Raw genomic sequence first — 17,698 nt, 5'->3', positions numbered from 1 at the left:
GCGCATCATGATGGAGACAACCTTGGAACAACAGACAATCCGGCCGAAAGTCGCGTTGCCGGGCGTGCGCTACCCCGACGAAGCAAGGCTGCGCGAATACCTCGAAGCCGGCGTGCTAGGCACGCAATCGCTTATGGCGGCACTGCGCGAGGCGTTCGCGAAACACGCTGCAAAACCAGCGCTAGTCGGGCCAGAGGGCGATTTCACTTATGCACAGTTCGACGAACTCACTGACCGTTTCGGTGCAGCGTTGCTCAAGCTCGGCGCCAGGCCGCTTGATCGCGTCATCCTCCAATGCGGCAACTGCAATGAATTGCTGATTGCGTTCATTGGCTGCATCAAGGCTTCGCTGATTCCGTTGTGCGCGCTTCAGGCCTTCCGCAAGCACGAAATCACCTATCTCGGCAACCTGTGTGAAGCAACCGTTCACGTCGTGCAGGGCGACGACGCGAAGTTCGATGACGTCACCTTCGCAGCGGAAATGCGTGCCCATGTGCCTACGCTTAAGTTCGTGGTTCAGGCACGCGGCACGCAACGCGGCGAGGCGTTCGGCCTGTGGTCGCTTATTGAAGGCACGAGCGCGCAGGAAGCACGTGATCTGCTCGTGCGCATCGAGGACGATCCGTTTCAGGCCGCGGTATTCCAGCTATCGGGTGGCACCACGGGCGTGCCCAAGATCATCCCGCGCTTTCAGAACGAATACCTCTACAACATGCAGGCGGTGGCGGCCTGGAACGGCTACACGAGCGAGGACGTGCTCTTCATGCCCACACCATTCATGCACAACATGAACATGGTGTGCTTCTTCGGACCCATTCTGCTCGCAGGCGGCCGCGTCACGGTGTGCCCTGACATCTCGTCGGAAACGCTTTCGGCTGTGGTGGAGCGCTATCAGCCGACCTGGTTCGGTCTGGCGGGCCCAATCCTCTCGCGCGTGGCGGATCAGATGAAGCGCGCCACACCCGAGACGAAGGCCCGCCGCAAACTGATGGGCCCGAAGAACGCGCCGCGCTTGCGCGAGATGCTCGGCTCCCCCTGCTACCACATCTTCGGCATGACCGAAGGCGTGATCATGTTCGCGCAGGAAGGCGACCCCGCCTATGCACTCGACGAATCCGTGGGCCGTCCGGTTTCGGCCTGGGACGAGGTGAAGATTGTCGAAATCGGCAGCGAAACCGAAGTGCCCGACGGTGAAACCGGCGAAGCACTCTTTCGCGGACCGTACACGATCGCCGGCTACTACAAGTCCGAAAAGGACGATGTCCATCGCTTTACCGCCGACGGCTTCTACCGTTCCGGCGACCTGATGATGGCGCAGGTTATCGACGGCAAGCGCTACTTTTTTTTCCGCGGCCGCACGAAGGACGTCGTCGATCGCGGCGGCGAGAAGATCAACGCCGAAGAACTCGAGAACTTGATCAACCGCTGCCCGCACGTGCACGCCTCGGCGGTTGTGGGTATGCCCGACCCGGTCTATGGCGAGCGGGTCTGTGCGTTCGTCGTCCCTGACGCAGTCGAGTCCACCCTCACGCTCGCCGATATCACGGCTTTTCTGCAGTCCGAAGGGATGGCCAAATTCAAATGGCCCGAACGGCTTGAACTGATTGCGGAATTTCCCGTTACAGCGTCCGGCAAGCTCAGCAAGGTTCTGCTGCGCAAGCAACTGATCGAGCGCCTCCAGAGCGAAGGCGCAGCCAATACCGCTACCGAGGTCAAGTCATGAATCAAGTCGTCGCCCCGTCCCTTCTCGCTGGCCCCGTTCTGCGCGGCGTCCATCACACCGCGCGCCCGACGTGGAAGCTCGAGGAAACCGTGCATTTTTATCGCGATCTGCTCGGCTTGCCGCTCGTGCACGCAATCTCGGCCCGCGGTTGGGGCCCGGCAGATCACGCCGATTTCCTGCATTTTTTCTTCGACAGCGGCAACGGCAGCACGATTGCGTTCTTCTACTACATCGGCACCGAGCGCCCCGAACGGCTCGCACCCAGTGACCACTATCAGGTCCGCGCCACCCACACGGCGTGGCAGGTCGCTGATGCCGTCGAACTGGCAGCCTGGCGCGCGCGCGTCGAGCAGGCAGGGATCGAGTTGCGCTATCAGGTGCGTCACGAAGTGATTGAGTCGATCTACTTCAACGACCCGAACGGCTACCCGATCGAAATCACCTACCAGACGCGTCCGTTCGACGCCATGGACGGCGGGGATGCCACCCGCACCATCGACGCCGCCATCGAGATGGAACGGCGGGCGGCGGCTGGCGAACCGTTCGGCTCGATCGATCCGGTGTGGCAACGTAAGGCGAGCCACCTCGACGCCTCGGCCAATGCCGGCGTTGCTTCTGTGTTCGTGCTCGACGTGCCCGAATTCCGACCGCTCGTCGACGCGGCACGCCAATCAGACGCTTACCGCACGGCGGTGCTTGGCGACGGCTATATCCGTATCGACGGCAACCCGGGACTCACGTTCAGCCGCAAGGCGCTCGGCTTCAAGCCGGCAGTCTGGTATGGCGCGCTCACGGGCGGACTTGCTGGCCGCATCGAGCAGTTCGATGCCGAGAGCCTCCTGATCAGCCCGATGGTGCAGCCATGAAAGTCGATATCGTAGGCGGCGGCCCTTCGGGTCTTTTCCTCGCCATCCTGCTGGCGCGGCAGGCACCCGGCGTAACCGTTGAAGTGTTCGAGCAAAACGCGCCTGATGCCACGTTCGGCTTCGGCGTCGTGCTCGCCGACACGGGTCTCGCCCGGCTCAGCGACGCCGCGCCCGACGTGTGCGCCGACCTCGTCAAGGCGATGACGTTCAGCACACAGCAGACCATCGTGAGCGACGAAACGGCCATCACGGTACAGCGCCCCGGCCAGGGCGGCGGCGCGATCGCGCGGCTGCGGCTGCTCTCGATCCTGCAGGAGCACGCGGCACGCCTTGGCATTCGCGTCACGTGGTCCTCGCGCGTGCTCGATATCGATGCGCTCGAAGGCGACATCGTCGTGGGTGCGGACGGCATCAACTCGCTGGTGCGCACGAGCGTAGAAGCCGGCTTCGGCACGACGCGCCGCGATCTCACCAATCACTTCGCGTGGTTCGGCGTGGAAAAGGCATTTGAGTGTCCGGCGCTCGTATTCCGGCGTTACAACGGCGGCTACTTCGTCGCGCATTACTACCCGTATTCGGCGCACATGAGCACCTTCGTCGCCGAATGCGACGACCAGACCTGGCGCGAGCTTGGACTTGAAAGCGCGAGCGCCGACGAGCGGCGCGAGTTATTCGAACACGTCTTTGCGCCCGAACTCGACGGCCAGGGCCTGGTGTCGAACAATTCGATCTGGCGGCAGTTCCCTGTAATTCGTAATGCGAACTGGTTCAGCGGCAATCGCGTGCTGATCGGGGACGCCCTCGCGAGCGCGCATTTTTCGATTGGTTCGGGTACGCGTATCGCCATGGAAGATTCGATCGCGCTTGCGCAGGCAATCGCCGCTCACGCCGACGACGCGCCGGCTGCGCTTAACGCGTATGTTCACGCCCGTCGCGATTCCAAGGACCGCCTGATCAGCGCCTCGGAAGCCTCATATGAATGGTATGAGCAGATCCGGGGGTGGATGGACACGTACACGCCGCATGAATTCGTCTACCAGTTCATGACACGCACGGGCCGCGTCGACGCAGCGCGGTTGCGCGAGCAGTACCCCATGCTCATGCAGGAACTGGCGAGCGCCGGCGCACTGCCGGCTGGCGAGGCGCTGCAATGACGCAAAGTTACGAGTACGTGCTGGACGAATCGCCATTTGTTGTGCGACGCACGGTGCGTTGGGGCGATTGCGATCCGGCTGGCGTCGTCTACACCGGGCGCTTTCCGGAGTATCTACTCGGCGCGCTCACGCTATTCAAGGATCACATTGCCGGCGGATCCGGCGAGTCGCTCGGTCAGCAATACGGCGTGGGCTTGCCCTGCCGCGGCATGACGTTCGACTTCTCCGGCACGCTCTGGCCCAACAACGTGGTCGATCTCGAATGCTACGTGGGCGAGATACGCACGCGCAGTTTCGACTTTCACTGCGAAGGCAGGCGCCCGGGCGGCGAACGAGTCTTCAGTGCCCGATTCTCACCGATCTGCGTCCACGCCCACGTGCGGGAAAGCACGGAGATCCCCGCGCCGCTTCGCGCGACACTGGCGCGACATACGCGCGCCGACACAACGAGGTAAACAGAGAATGAACTACCGCATCGGGCAGATCGTGCCCAGCTCGAACATCACGATGGAAAAGGAAATTCCCGCGATGTTCGCGTCATACATGCAGGACCATCCCGAGCACGCATTCACGTTTCACGCCAGCCGTGTACGTATGCACAAGGTGGTTGCCGAAGAGCTGGAAAACATGAACCGCGACATGGGCCGATGCGCAGTCGAGCTTGCTGACGCGCGCGTGGACGTGCTCAGCACCGCGTGCCTCGTCGCCATCATGTGCATGGGTCACGGCTACCACCGAACGGCTGCGCAGGCGCTGCGTGACGCGATAGGCCCGCAAGGCGTGCCGTCGCAAGTGATGACCTCGGCGGGTGCGATCGTCGATGAGCTCAAGAGCTTCGGCGCAAAGCGCATTTCGCTCATGGCACCGTACAGCGATGCGCTCACGCGTCGCGTGGTTGATTACATCGAGGCGGAAGATATCGAGGTGCAGGACGCCATCAATTTCTCGATCGAAGACAACCTCGATGTGGGCGCGCGCGACCCGCTCACGCTGCTCGACGACGTCAAGCGCTTGAACGTGCGCGGCGTAGACACAGTCGTGCTATCGGCGTGTGTACAGATGCCATCGCTGCCGGCGCTACAACGTGCTCAACAGGCACTTGGCATCCCGGTCACATCGACGGCCGCGTGCACGGTCCGGCAAATGCTCAAACGACTCGGGCTAGAACCACAACTTCAGGGTGCAGGCGCGTACCTCGGCGACCGCCGCGGTCTCGACTGACCTGCTCCGCCTGACGCAACCAGCATTCGCCTTCCGTCCGGAGAGATCGGCCACAGCGCCACGCCGGCAACGAGCCATGAGGAGACAATCATGAACGTAACACCCGCAGCGCCCCCTCAACCGGCAGTTCAAGATGAGCCCGGCAAGGCGCAGCTTGCCGCCATCGTCGCCGGTGCGGCAATCGGCATGGCAATCGGCTACGCACCGGCGTTCAATGCGACCGCTGGAGTTTTCGCGCCCGCGATTCTGCGCGAGTTTCACTGGACGCGAGAACAGGCGGTCGTATCGTACGCCGCGTCAATGGGAGGCCTGGCGGCCGCAAGCCCCTTCATTGGGATGCTGATGGACCGTTTCGGCGTGCGCCGTGTGATTCTCGCCTCGGCCATCGTGTTCAGTATCGCCGTGGCGTGCATGAGTCTGCAGAGCGGAAGCATAGGCGAGTGGATTGCGCTCTCGCTGGTAATCGGCGTATCTGGCGCGGCGACGTCCGTGCTCGGCTATCTCGCGATCCTCCCGCAATGGTTTGACCGGCGCCTTGGGCTCGCAACTGGCTGCGCCATGATTGGCCTTGGCGTTGGCGCCGCAGCAGCGCCAACAGCGACACAGCATCTTATCGCAGCGGTCCACTGGCGCGCCACTTACCAGATCATCGCGTGCGTCTCGCTTGTCGGCTCCCTGCTTGCATGCGCGCTGATCAGGGAGCGCAAAACGGCAACGCGATCCGCCCGACGCCACGATCGCTTCATCAACGGTGCTGGCTCGGAGCCTGCATTTTCAGCGGTAAAGCTTTGTACCATTTTTGCCGTCGCCTTTCTGACGTCGAGCGCGACGCTTTCGCTCAATCCGCACCTGCCCGCGCTGCTCACGGATCGCGGTCTGTCCGCTGGCGCAGCAGCGCATTGCGCCTCGCTCATCGGTGTGGGCATTCTCGTCGGACGCCTGCTTTCCGGCATCCTGATCGACCGGTTTCACGCTCCGTTTGTCGGCGCCGGGTTTTTTCTCGCAGGTGCGGCGGGGTACCTGCTACTCATGAACGCCGCGTCTGTCCAATCCGCCCTGTTCGCATGCGCCTGTATTGGGCTTGCGATCGGTGCCGAAGGTGACCTCCTCTCCTATCTCATTCGCGCCTATCTGGGCCTGCGTCGTTTTGGACTGCACTATGGCATCGCATTCGCGGGCTATGCCTTCGGCGCAGTGATCGGACCGCTTCTGGCGGGCCGCTACTTCGACCTGAATGGCAGCTACGAACTGCCGCTGCGGCTCGCGCCGTTGGTGCTCCTCGTCGCCTGCGTACTTCTCGTCTCGCTCGGCAAATATCGCGCACTGCAATCATCCCCGTTGGACGCTCAGCTCGCGAGTGCCGAGACCTGAAGTCGGAGTGGAGCGCTGGATACCACCGGCGTTGACGTGATCCTCGCATCCGCTTGCGTGCAAATGCCGTCGCTGCCAGCCGTCAAGTGCATTCAGGACTCGACGGGAATTTCCACGCTCTCTGCTCTCGCCTGCATTCCTGATCTGCGCCCCGTGGTACCGGGAGCAAGTCCGCTATTGCGGGACACCTGATTTGCCACCGACCGAATGCTTCCATGCAACATTGGATCATCCCGACAAATCGCCATGCAAACTGGACGTCGTAACGTTGAGGAGGTGGCCCATCCAGCAACAACATGCTGGTCCGGTGCCACACTTCCTGCAGGCAAACCGTGCCGCGCTGGCTGCCTTCGCTGCTTACCCTGCTGCAGTCGCAGGGAGCATCTGAAACACACACCTAGGTCTCGCAAACGCATGAGACAACTACAGGGGTAAATAGAGCGACACCCAAATCGCCAACGTTTGAGTCCATTATCAGCCGGTCATGGGCACAATTAAAAATTATCCACAAAAAATATCTATAAAAATAACTTCGAATAACTAATCGATTGAGACATGTATAGTGAGGAAGCGACTTTCAATAATCGCCGTGCTGGTTGGCTCCCCAACGTTGTGTTCCGCGCAAAGCCACGTCGGGATATACGGCATCCTCGATACCGGATTCGCCTATGTCAGCAACCAACAGGGAAATCGTGCATGGAAGGCGCAGTCCAGCAACCTGAGTGGCGATCGATGGGGATTGCTGGGTGCCGAGGACCTGGACGGCGGCACGCAGGCAGTTTTCCGGCTCGAAAATGGATTCGACATCAATAGCGGGAAGTTTGGGCAAGGGAATCGTGAATTCGGGCGGCAGGCGTATATCGGCTTGAAAAACAGTGAATATGGCGCGTTGACGTTTGGCCGACAGTACGAATCGGTACTGGATTTTGTCGGCTTTTTAAGTTCGGCGTCAGCGTGGGCGTCGATCGTCGGTGCCCACGTAGGGAATATTGACGATCTCGCGCCAGCTTTTCGTGTCAACAATTCAATAAAATACACCGGTAACAATTATTACGGCCTGACGTTCGGCGGCCTCTACGCCCTCAGCAATCAACCGGGCGCATTCTCCAATAATCGAGCCTGGAGTGTGGGGACACGCTATGTCCGCAGTGCTCTTGCGATGGGCGCGGGCTATTTTCGCCTGGACAACCCTGATGCCGCAGGCACGGCGGGCGCGATCGGCGGGTCCGGAAGCGGCACCAACTCGGACTATGGTGGTACCGCCGGGCTCGCCCTGCTGGGGGGGAGCGGTGTCATCCGCAGACACCAAGTTTTCGCCGCGGGTGGCTCCTATTCCATTGGACACGCGACAGTCGGTCTACTATTCAGTCATACGGCATTCGACGCCTCGATCAATTCGGCACGGGCCGACAATTACGAGATCAATTGCAATTATCAGATAAGTCCGCAATTGCGATTCGGGACGGCTTACATCTATACCAATGGGCACAACGATCAGGGCGAGCATCCGCGATACCAACAGGTGAATCTGGGTGTCGACTATTTTCTTTCGAAGCGAACTGACCTGTACGCAATAGGGCTTTATCAACATGCATCCGGCGACGCACGCTACGCGACCCTGTACACGCAGCCGTCTTCGAGCGGCAATCTGCAAACCTCGGTCATCGCCGGCATTCGACACCGGTTTTGAAACTGTACCCATACGGCGCCTGGCCGTTCTCCTATGTGGCCCCTCGAGCAATGACTGAGCTGCAGTACAGATGCCGACGTCATGTTCGAGGGCTTTACCAGACAATGCAAACCTATTTGAATCCCATGGACAAAGCACGCAGAAACTTGTTGATTGGCGCCAGTTCTCTGGCGCTCGGAGTCGCCGTTGGTGGACACAGCACGGCCAACGCCGAGTCGGTGGCACCATCCACTACACGAGCCAGAACGCGGCTCGTGCTGCTCGGCGTGGGCGGGGGCAGGACGTCATGGCGAGGCTGCGGCTGTGGCGGAATTTCGTCTGCTGTGGTTGTTGGCAACGATGTCTATCTCGTCGACTTCGGACGCGGCTGGCTCGACGCCTATTTCGCCTGTGGCCTCGGAAGTCCGGGAGCCGCTACACTGCCTGGCGGTCTCGATACGCTTCGGACGGCATTCATCACACATCTGCATGCTGACCATGTGGTCGACTATTCCGAGCTGCTGCTGTTCGGGGCGACGGATGGCGTGCCGCGCCGCAAGTCACCGGTCCAGATATACGGGCCAGGTTGCGTACCGGCAGCGCAGACAGCGTTTTATGCAGATCGACAGAGGTCGGAGCTCATCAGCCCCGACCGCCCTCAACCCGGGACGCGAGACATGACTGAGGCGCTCTATCGGGGGTTTGCGTCCGATTTGAACGACAACATCACGGACAGTGGCATGCCGAACCCCCATCGCTATATCGATGTGCATGACATCGTATTACCTGAGGGGCTGAACGCATCGTTCGCGAACCCTGCACCCGGAATGCGTCCCTTTCCGATCTATCGGGATGAAAATGTTCTGGTATCGGCAATTCTGGTCAATCATCGCCCGATGTTTCCTGCATTTGCATTTCGCTTCGAGTCTGCCGATGGAATCATCGTATTTTCCGGCGATACCACGAAGTGCGATAACCTCGTCGAGCTGGCAAAAGGCGCCGACATTCTGGTCCACGAAGCCATTGACCTCGATTGGGCGACGAGTCTTTTCCCGCAACCATTAAGCCTTGCACATGCGGCGAAGCTCCGACATCTAAAACAGGGACATACGGAGGCGACAAAGCTCGGCGAAATTGCTAGCGCCGCCGAAGTCAAAACATTGGTTCTGTCTCATCTGGCACCGCCAACCTTGCCCGAATCGAAGTGGCTCTCGCAGATTCACGGCTTCGACGGCGGGATCGTGGTCGGGAAGCCACACCTGATGATAGGGCTCTAGATTTTAGCTCAGGGGCGTTCGTATCGATTGCAAGCAACGAGGCAACGTCATAATAAGGCGGCGGTAGACCTTTCTACCTATAAGCGATCAGCGATCCTCGTCTTGACAGGCAAGGTTAGACATTGGCCTGTTTCGGCTGCCATCGATGTGGCAACAACGATCGCACAAAGTCCTGAAATCGGCGTTGTCAGGTTAGCGAGTGCGGGGCGTTAAAATGAGGCGATGAAAAAGACGAAGTCGCTTTACCACGGTCACCGCTTCCCCGCGAGCGTCATCAGCTGCGCCGTTCGCTGGTATTTCCGCTTCAACCTGAGCCTGCGCGATATTGAGGAGTTGCTGCTTGAGCGGGGCGTGGTGGTGACCTACGAGACAATCCGTTGCTGGTGCGACAAGTTCGGAGCCGCCTTCGCAGGGCGCGCAAAGGCGGTGCGACGCAAGCCTGGCAGCACGTGGCATCTGGACGAAGTGTTCGTGAAGCTGCGCGGCGAGTCCTACGTGCTGTGGAGGGCCGTGGATGAATGCGGCGCCGAGCTGGATGTGCTTCTGCAGAAGCACCGGGACAAGGCCGCAGCCAAACGCTTCTTCAAGCATGTGCTGCGATCGAATCCCATGCCCCGGAAAATCGTCACCGACCAACTGCGCAGTTACCCTGCGGCGAAGGCAGACATCGCAGAACTAGCGGGCGTCAAGCACGTGTTCGTGAAGGCGGCTGCACGGGTGAATAACCGTGCCGAGAACAGTCACCAACCTACGCGTCGCCGTGAGCGCGCTATGAACGGGTTTCGCGATCCGCTTCGCACGCAGGTGTTTCTATCCAGCTTCGGTCCGATCCGTCAACACTTTGCATTATCCCGCCACCGCATGACGGCGCAGTCCCATCGCACCAAACTCAAGGCGCGCCTTGCAGCGTGGAATCGTTGGACCGTGAGCGATGCTGCCAAGTGCGCATATTGATGAGGATACCGATTCGTTCTCCATCTTACCCCCTCAGTTGCCGTCAAGTTGACAACGCCATCGCGAAGGCTTGCCGGGCCTGCTCGACCACTATCCGGGCATGACGCTTGGCGGGCATAAACAGCGTCCGGAAAGCCGTGGATACGTAAAGGCGCTATCGACGAATATCGACATCGGCCCGCTTATCCAGCCGAACTACCTGGCGGCGCAGTCCGATCAGACAGCGATGGTCGCGGTCGTGAAGATGGCGCGCAGGGTGTTGCAGGCGCGCCCTTTCGCGCCCTACTACGTCGACGAGATTTTCCCCGGCAACGATATCTGCACGGATCAGGAAATTCTCGACTTCGCGCGCGAGCGCGGCGGCACCGTCTACCACCACAATGGCACCGCGCGGATGGGCCCGGACAACGATCCCTACGCAGTCGTCGACGCGCGCCTGCGCGTAAGAGGCATCGAAGGTCTGCGCGTCGCGGATGCGTCCATCATGCCCGCGCCCATCTCCGGCGCGACCAATGCGTCCGTCATCATGATTGGCGAGAAAGCCGCCGACATGATTTTGCAGGACGCCGCACAGCCGTTGCGACGCGGTGCCGAGCACCCCGCGAACGAAAGCGGCACCACGGCCGGGTGGGAAATGACGGCGTGCTCACGCGCAGTCTAGACCGACGCCCGACACTCCGTGCGGCCACGATGCGTCAAGCCACATCGAGCGCATCGTGGCGCACGGGGAACCATCCGGCGGTCGTCTTGATCGCGTCCCATAGCTTGTCAGGAATACGAAGCTCTGCGGGTTCGCGGGAGAAATCCAGCGCGATATCGATGGCCTTGTTGCTTCGCATCCGGCTGAGTTCCACCCAGTCCGGCGTCGTGGCGAGGCCACGCCCGACCGCCACGAGTGGCAGACCGACCGCGCGGGCCTTGCGTGCCTGCTCCGGCTGGCCGATGCCGCCCGCCGCGATCAGCGGCACACGCCGACCAACACGTTCAACGATCTGTTCGATCGTAGTCTGATCGCCCGCATAGTCCTGCGGCTTGCCCGCGAGCAGGTTGTAGAGCGAAACGTGCAGGTAGTCGATGCCAGTCTCGATCAGCCGATCCATCAACGAGCACGCGTCACCGATGCGTAGTGATCCCTCTCCCGACTCTTCCGGAGAGATGCGATAGCCCACCAGGAAGGGACGTACCGCACGCGCGGCTACAACACGTTTAACTTCCCGCACCACTTCCAACGGAAAGCGCATGCGGTTTTCCAGTGATCCGCCCCAGTCGTCGGTGCGCTGGTTATACAGCGGCGAGAGGAAGTTCTGGATCAGGAATCCGTGCGCGCCGTGAAGTTCTACGCCATCGAAACCCGCTTCGATGGCGCGCCGCGTGGCTTCGCCAAACGCACGAATCACCTCCAGTATTTCGTCATGGTCCAGCGCCCGGCTGTAATGCTGGCCGTCGTTGAATGGTCCGGGTGGCGCTTTCGTCGCGCAGGCGCTCACCATTTCGCCGCCGGGAATCAAGCCGCGCACGGCCTTGTTGCCCGCATGAAAAATCTGCAATACCGCGGGCGCACCGCCGCTTTTAGCGGCCTGTGCCAACTGGCTCAAGCCTGGAATGAAACGATCATCGTAGGCGGCAAATTCATGCGTGAAGCCAACGCCGTTTTCCATGACATGCGTGCAGCCGGTCAGCACAAGCCCGACGCCACCGGCTCGGGCGCGATACCAGGCGAGCTCCTGATCGGAAACAGTTTCGTCTGCGTTCGACGACCATGTTGTCATCGGCGCCATGACGAGGCGGTTGCGTAGCGTTAAGCCGTTGGGAAAGGAAAACGCCTCGAACAGGGTGTCGGTTGTCTTGGTCATTAGCTGCAGTTACATGAAATAGGGTTTGTCGCCGTCGGTGTCCGGCTTGTTGACGCCGAGGCTCGCGCCTGTGTACAACTGCGGAGACTCGATGATCTTCGCGATCAGGTCCGCCACGCTTTTGCGCGAGACGACAGTGCCCTTGAACGGTTCGTGACGTTCAGTCAGTTCGTAGTCGACTTCGTCCTCATCGGTCAGCCACGCGGGACGCACGATGGTGTAGTCGAGGCCCGATGCTTCCACCGCTTCAGCCGCGCGCGCGAAAGGCTTGAGATCCTCCCCGATGGTTGCGTTATTCCACTCGCCGAACTTGCCGGGCACTTCGTCGTATATCCCGAGCGAGAGCACAAAAACGAGGCGCTTGACGCCGGCAGCCTTCATGGCCGCCACGACGCTTCTCGCCTGGACGTCGATATCATCGCCCGTCAGGTTCGCATAGACGATATCCTGACCCGACATGGCCTGAGCGAGGAGCTTCCCGTCGAGCGAACTGCCAACCACGAGCTTCGCGTTGGCGGGCAACTTGCTGGCGATTTTCTTCGGGTTTCGCAAAAGCAGCGTCATCGCGGTGTCGCTGCGTTGCGCGAGCATTTGAATCACCCACTGCGCGATCTGCCCGCTCGCGCCCAGAACGAGAACGTTCTTCATAATTTGATAAGGTATCCGATTTAAAACTCATGACCGGCGTTCCGGCAGGGACACCGCGTCGGCGGTGCCCCTGGGCGATTACAGGTGTTCCTTGAAGAACGGCACAACTTTGGCCAGTGCCAACGCAACCGGCTCGGGCTTGTCGTACAGGTCGTAGTGCGACCAGCCTTCGGCCACGACGATATGCTTGTCCTTCGATGCCGCGCGGCCGTATATTTCCCAGCCGTCGCGATACGCGCCAAAAGCGCCTGGCTTGTCGCCGATCACTACCATCAGCGGCTGCGTGAGCAGCACTTCGGCATGCAGGAATGCATCCCAGCCCATCGCGGCGCTGTTGAACGAAAACAACCCACTGGTCGCGCCATTCGGTTTCCGTCCACGATCGGACTTGTAATAGTCCGTGGCTTCCAGCACGTCGATATCCGTCACGCCATTCTTCCGGCCCTCATCGACCGATGCAGGCAGATAGTTGATGACGTTGCGCGGCGCGCCCTTTGCTTCCGCCGTGCGCTGCTTGCCCATTGCCTCCAGCGCGCCAACCGGATCAAAGTTGCTGAATCCTTCGCGAATCAGACGACCGAAGTTGACACCGGTGATTGATGTCACCGCCTTGATCCGGTGATCGGTCATGGCCGCCTGGATCGTATAGGCACCACCGCCGCACACGCCGATCGCGCCGATACGGTTCTCGTCGACATACGGCAGCGTGACGAGATAGTCGATAGCGAAGCGGATATCCGAGACACGAATCGACGGATCTTCGATGAAGCGTGGCGCCCCGCCACTGGCGCCCTGGAAGCTCGCATCAAAGGCGACGACGACGAACCCTTCCTTTGCAAGCGCGGCACCATAGACATTCCCGGCGGTTTGCTCCTTGCAGCTGCCGATTGGGTGCGTGCTCACGATGGCGGGGTATTGCTTCGTCTCATCGAAATCCGGCGGCAGATAGATGTCCGCCGCCGTATCCCATCCCAGATTCTTGTAGGTGACGGTGCGAATGTTGCTGGCTTTCATGATGGGTCCCGTTTTCTCAATGAGCGAGCGTGCGCTGGAAGAACGGCGCGAGTACCGAAACGGCCTCGTCGACATACTTCGGCACGTCGTACAGCGACATGTGATTCGCGCCTTCGACAACGTGGAATTGCTTGTCCTTGCTGGCGGCGCGAGCGAACAGGTCATCGCTCATCCACTTGCTGCCGGCCACGCTCCCCGCCACGATCTGGAGCGGCTGGGTCAGGAATGCTTCGGCCTTGTTGTAGGCGTCATACGTGATGATCTGGTTGAGGCTGCGGGCCGTCATGAAACCAGGCGCATTCGGATGCTCGCAGCGCGGCGTATGGTAGTACTCCCAAGCTTCTTCCAGTTCCTTGTTCGGCGCATCTTCACGACGCATCGGGGCGAGCGGCAGAGTAGCGAGATTCGCGTTCACCGCGTCGCTCGTGCGCGCCTGCGAACCGGCCTGGATGAACGCAATCGCATCCGCGTCCGCAACCGTGTTCTCCCACCCATTGCGGAACATCTGGCCGATGTTGACGGCGCTGACGGTACCCACGGCCTTGATGCGGCGGTCGTTGATGGCAGCATTCGCGGTATAGCCGCCGCCCGCGCAGATACCCATCGCGCCGATCTGCTCCGCGTCGACATACGGCAGCGTCACCAGATAGTCGATCACTGCGCTGATATCTTCGGTACGGATGTACGGGTTTTCGAGTTGCCGCGGCTCGCCCGTGCTTGCGCCCTGATACGAAGCGTCGAAAGCAATCGCCACCAGGCCGTTTTCCGCAAGCTTGCTGGCGTACAGTCCGGCGGTCTGTTCCTTCACGCCGCCACCCGGATGCGCGACGACCACGGCTGCATATTTGCGGCTCGCGTCGAAGCCTTCCGGAAGATGAATGGCGGCGGCCATCGTCACGCCCTGGCCATTGAGATTCCTGAAATTGACGTTCTGCACGATCGGTTTGCTCCTGTGTGGAAAAGTCCGTTGCGATGGGATTCATCATAGGCGCGCTTTTGGTTAGGAAAAACCGCCTTTCAAACACATCAGTGTTAAGCTAAACTTGACAATATGTCAATCGAAACCTCACTCCTGCCCGCCCTCGCCTCGTTTGTGAACATTGCCCGTCACCGCAGCTTCACCCGGGCGGCGACGGAAATGGAGGTTTCGCGCGCGGCGCTCTCGCAGCAGCTCAAGGCGCTCGAACAGCATCTCAAGGTGCGCCTGCTGCATCGCACGACCCGCGACATGTCGCTCACCGAAGAGGGGCAGCGCCTGTTCGATACGCTTGCGCCGGCGCTGGCGACAATCGAACGCGCGGTGGCAGAAATCGGCGAAACGCATGCCGTACCGGTCGGGCAGATCCGCGTGAGCACTTCGCGGGTCGCGGCGCGCTTGCTGCTGGAACCGCACATGGCCGACTTCCTCGCGTGCTACCCGAAGCTGCGTCTCGAACTCGTCATGAACGACGGCTTTTCGAATATCGTGGCGGAAGGTCTGGACGCGGGCATTCGCCTTGGCGAGAGTCTCGACGAACATATGGTGGCCGTGCCGGTGACACCCATGCTGGAGATGGCTATCGTCGGATCGCCGGATTACTTCGCGCGCCACGGCATGCCGGAAACGCCCGCCGACCTCATGCGGCACAACTGTCTCTCCTATCGCTTCACGTCGAGCGGTACGATCGACCGCTGGTCGTTCACCACACCGGGCACCGAGGCCCAAACGGTGGTGTACGAACCCCAAGGGAACGCCATCTTCAACGACGACGACAGCATGCTGCGCGCCGCGGTACAGGGCGTCGGGCTCGTACAGCACATCGATCTTTGCGTGCGGCATCATCTCTCCAGCGGGTCGCTGATACGCGTACTCGAACCGTGGTGCCGTCCCTTCCCGGGCTTCCATCTCTACATCCCGTCGCGCTCGCAAATGCCTGCGAAAACACGCGCGCTAATGGACTTTCTGATCGTGCAGCGCGAACAACTCGAACGTGAACGTGGATCGCGCTGATACTCGCGAGAGTACCTGCAAGGACGCTCGACACGCCTTCCCAATATAGGCGAAGAAACCGGACTCAAAGCGTTTTTCCGGGCGGCTGCCAAAGTACGGAACGCGCGCATCGCACGCATTGCGCCCGCCGATATCAGCGGGTTCAATGCAAGTCGACCCGTTCAAATCCGTTTTGGAAACCAGCATGCGATACGAAGAATTCGAGTTCATCCGGTTCGATCCCCAGCATGACGGCGTCATGCTCGTCACGCTGAATCGTCCCGACTTCATGAATGCCACGAACAATAGAATGCACTGGGAACTGACCCAGGTCTGGGCCGTGCTCAACGACGATCCGAATGTCAAGGCGGCGGTGGTCACCGGAGCGGGCGAGCGTGCATTCTCCGCGGGCGGCGACCTGGCCGTCGTGGAAGAAATGTCGAACAGCCACGAAGCCACGATGCGCGTGATGAAAGAGGCCTCCGACATCGTCTACAACATGCTGGCCTGCGAAAAGCCAATCATCTCGGCAATCAACGGAACGGCCGTGGGCGCGGGCCTCGCCGTGGCGCTGCTGGCCGACGTGAGCGTGATGGCCGAAGACGCGCGCATGACCGACGGCCATACGCGCCTGGGCGTGTCGGCGGGCGACCACGCCGCCATCATCTGGCCGCTGCTGTGCGGCATGACCAAGGCGAAGTACTACCTGATGACGGCGGATTTCATCGACGGCAAGGAAGCGGAGCGCATCGGCCTCGTTACGTTCTGCACGCCGCGTGCAGAAGTCCTGGCGAAGGCTCTCGGCATCGCGGCAAATCTTGCGTGCGGCAGCCAGACTGCTATACGCGCGACCAAGAAGTCACTCAATAACTGGATGCGCCTCGCCGGCCCCATCTTCGACAATTCACTCGCCATGGAAATGCTGTGTTTCCTGGGCGAGGACGTCAAGGAAGGTCTGGCCGCGCTGCGCGGCAAACGCCAGCCGGATTTTCCATCGGCCCGCCTACCTTCATAGCGCGGCCAGACGAGCCGGTGTGCCGTCGCGCGCGCCTTTATCTAACTAATGATAGTTAATAACATGAGACAACTTACCCTTCTGCTGGATGGCATGACGCATACCGAAGGGGCGCGCTGGCACGATGGGCGCTTCTGGTTCAGCGATCTGTACTCCGAACGGGTTTGCTCGATACGCGAGGACGGCAGCGACCTGCACACCGAAATGCACGTTCCCGAATGTCCCTCCGGCATCGGCTGGTTGCCGGATGGCCGCCTGCTCGCCGTGTCCATGCACGATCGCAAGCTGCTGCGCCGCGAGCACGATGGCGCCGTCGTGGTCCATGCCGACCTGTTCCCGCACCTCGAATTCGAGCCGAACGACATGGTCGTTGACGCGCAGGGCCGCGCGTGGGTGGGCAATCTCGGCTTCGACGTCATGAAGCTGGCGCCCCGCCGCCCGGCCCGGCTGGCGCGCGTCGATCCGGATGGAACGGTCACCATGGTCAGCGAAGGGCTGCATTTCCCCAACGGCCCGACCGTCATCGACAACCGCACGCTCGTGGTCGCCGAATCGTTCGGCAACCGGCTTTCGGCCTTCGACATCCTGCCCGACGGTTCGCTATCGGCGCGTCGGGACTGGGCGAATTTCGGCCCGGTGCCGCAAAACGACGATGTGATCCAGTCGATGGCCGAAATCACCGTTGCCTCGGACGGCATCTCGCAAGTCGACGCCGAAGGCGCGATCTGGGTCGCGGATTTCACCAAGGCGCGCGTACTGCGCGTGGCACCCGGCGGACGCGTTCTCGAAGAGATCCAGACCGGGGATCGCAATTGTTATGCATGTGCTCTCGGCGGTGCGGACGGGCGCACGCTATTCCTGTGCGTCACGCCCGCCGATTTCAATCCGGACGTGCGCCGCGCCAACCCGCTGAGCGCCGTGTTGTCCACCCGGGTCGACGTCGCCGTCGCCTGAGCGCATTGCC

17 protein-coding genes are annotated in these 17,698 nt (G+C 61.0%); 13 read left to right on the top strand and 4 right to left on the bottom strand.

Features of this window, described 5'->3' with window-relative positions:
• The first annotated feature begins 22 nt into the window (after positions 1-22).
• From EYW47_RS23405 to EYW47_RS23355, 10 genes are all read left to right on the top strand, one after another.
• On the top strand, positions 23-1,723 hold the full coding sequence (locus tag EYW47_RS23405; RefSeq protein WP_240763873.1) for an AMP-binding protein: 1,701 nt from the start codon (positions 23-25) through the stop codon (positions 1,721-1,723).
• Positions 1,720-2,589, top strand: a complete 870-nt coding sequence (locus tag EYW47_RS23400) for a VOC family protein (protein ID WP_133197207.1) — start codon at positions 1,720-1,722, stop codon at positions 2,587-2,589. The genes EYW47_RS23405 and EYW47_RS23400 overlap by 4 nt, the downstream gene beginning before the upstream one ends.
• On the top strand, positions 2,586-3,743 hold the full coding sequence (locus EYW47_RS23395) for an FAD-dependent monooxygenase (RefSeq protein WP_133197206.1): 1,158 nt from the start codon (positions 2,586-2,588) through the stop codon (positions 3,741-3,743). The genes EYW47_RS23400 and EYW47_RS23395 overlap by 4 nt, the downstream gene beginning before the upstream one ends.
• A complete protein-coding gene (locus tag EYW47_RS23390) occupies positions 3,740-4,198 on the top strand; it encodes an acyl-CoA thioesterase (RefSeq protein WP_133197205.1) in 459 nt (152 codons plus the stop codon). Before EYW47_RS23395 ends, EYW47_RS23390 begins: the two co-directional genes overlap by 4 nt.
• A gap of 7 nt (positions 4,199-4,205) precedes the next feature.
• Positions 4,206-4,964, top strand: coding sequence for a maleate cis-trans isomerase family protein (locus tag EYW47_RS23385; RefSeq protein ID WP_133197204.1), 759 nt, complete (start codon positions 4,206-4,208; stop codon positions 4,962-4,964).
• 90 nt (positions 4,965-5,054) lie between these two features.
• Positions 5,055-6,335, top strand: coding sequence for an MFS transporter (locus EYW47_RS23380; protein WP_133197203.1), 1,281 nt, complete (start codon positions 5,055-5,057; stop codon positions 6,333-6,335).
• Between the two features lie 562 nt (positions 6,336-6,897).
• On the top strand, positions 6,898-8,025 hold the full coding sequence (locus tag EYW47_RS23370) for a porin (protein WP_133197202.1): 1,128 nt from the start codon (positions 6,898-6,900) through the stop codon (positions 8,023-8,025).
• 104 nt (positions 8,026-8,129) lie between these two features.
• Positions 8,130-9,281, top strand: a complete 1,152-nt coding sequence (locus EYW47_RS23365) for an MBL fold metallo-hydrolase (protein ID WP_133197201.1) — start codon at positions 8,130-8,132, stop codon at positions 9,279-9,281.
• A 222-nt stretch (positions 9,282-9,503) separates the two neighbouring features.
• Positions 9,504-10,235: an IS6 family transposase gene (locus EYW47_RS23360; RefSeq protein ID WP_133197200.1), complete on the top strand. Its 732-nt coding sequence runs from the start codon at positions 9,504-9,506 to the stop codon at positions 10,233-10,235.
• Between the two features lie 70 nt (positions 10,236-10,305).
• Positions 10,306-10,896, top strand: coding sequence for a GMC oxidoreductase (locus tag EYW47_RS23355; protein ID WP_240763872.1), 591 nt, complete (start codon positions 10,306-10,308; stop codon positions 10,894-10,896).
• A gap of 34 nt (positions 10,897-10,930) precedes the next feature.
• On the opposite strand, the gene EYW47_RS23350 is transcribed toward EYW47_RS23355, so the two are convergent.
• From EYW47_RS23350 to EYW47_RS23335, 4 genes are all read right to left on the bottom strand, one after another.
• Complete coding sequence (locus tag EYW47_RS23350) at positions 10,931-12,088, bottom strand: NADH-dependent flavin oxidoreductase (RefSeq protein WP_133197199.1); 1,158 nt, start codon at positions 12,086-12,088, stop codon at positions 10,931-10,933.
• A 9-nt stretch (positions 12,089-12,097) separates the two neighbouring features.
• A complete protein-coding gene (locus EYW47_RS23345; RefSeq protein WP_133197198.1) occupies positions 12,098-12,736 on the bottom strand; it encodes an SDR family oxidoreductase in 639 nt (212 codons plus the stop codon).
• 78 nt (positions 12,737-12,814) lie between these two features.
• Complete coding sequence (locus EYW47_RS23340; RefSeq protein WP_133197197.1) at positions 12,815-13,750, bottom strand: alpha/beta hydrolase; 936 nt, start codon at positions 13,748-13,750, stop codon at positions 12,815-12,817.
• Between the two features lie 16 nt (positions 13,751-13,766).
• Complete coding sequence (locus EYW47_RS23335) at positions 13,767-14,687, bottom strand: alpha/beta hydrolase (RefSeq protein ID WP_133197196.1); 921 nt, start codon at positions 14,685-14,687, stop codon at positions 13,767-13,769.
• A gap of 114 nt (positions 14,688-14,801) precedes the next feature.
• Between EYW47_RS23335 and EYW47_RS23330 the strand changes: the two genes are divergently transcribed.
• The 3 genes from EYW47_RS23330 (at position 14,802) to EYW47_RS23320 (ending at position 17,688) form a co-directional block, all read left to right on the top strand.
• Positions 14,802-15,740, top strand: a complete 939-nt coding sequence (locus EYW47_RS23330) for a LysR family transcriptional regulator (protein WP_133197195.1) — start codon at positions 14,802-14,804, stop codon at positions 15,738-15,740.
• A 184-nt stretch (positions 15,741-15,924) separates the two neighbouring features.
• Positions 15,925-16,734 carry an enoyl-CoA hydratase/isomerase family protein gene (locus EYW47_RS23325; RefSeq protein WP_133197194.1) on the top strand — a complete coding sequence of 270 codons (810 nt, stop codon included), beginning with the start codon at positions 15,925-15,927 and terminating at the stop codon, positions 16,732-16,734.
• Between the two features lie 63 nt (positions 16,735-16,797).
• A complete protein-coding gene (locus EYW47_RS23320; protein ID WP_133197193.1) occupies positions 16,798-17,688 on the top strand; it encodes an SMP-30/gluconolactonase/LRE family protein in 891 nt (296 codons plus the stop codon).
• Positions 17,689-17,698 lie beyond the last annotated feature (10 nt).

This window comes from Paraburkholderia silviterrae (genome assembly GCF_004353915.1).
In the GTDB taxonomy this organism is placed as follows: domain Bacteria; phylum Pseudomonadota; class Gammaproteobacteria; order Burkholderiales; family Burkholderiaceae; genus Paraburkholderia; species Paraburkholderia silviterrae.
This window is presented reverse-complemented; position numbering and strand designations above follow the sequence as displayed.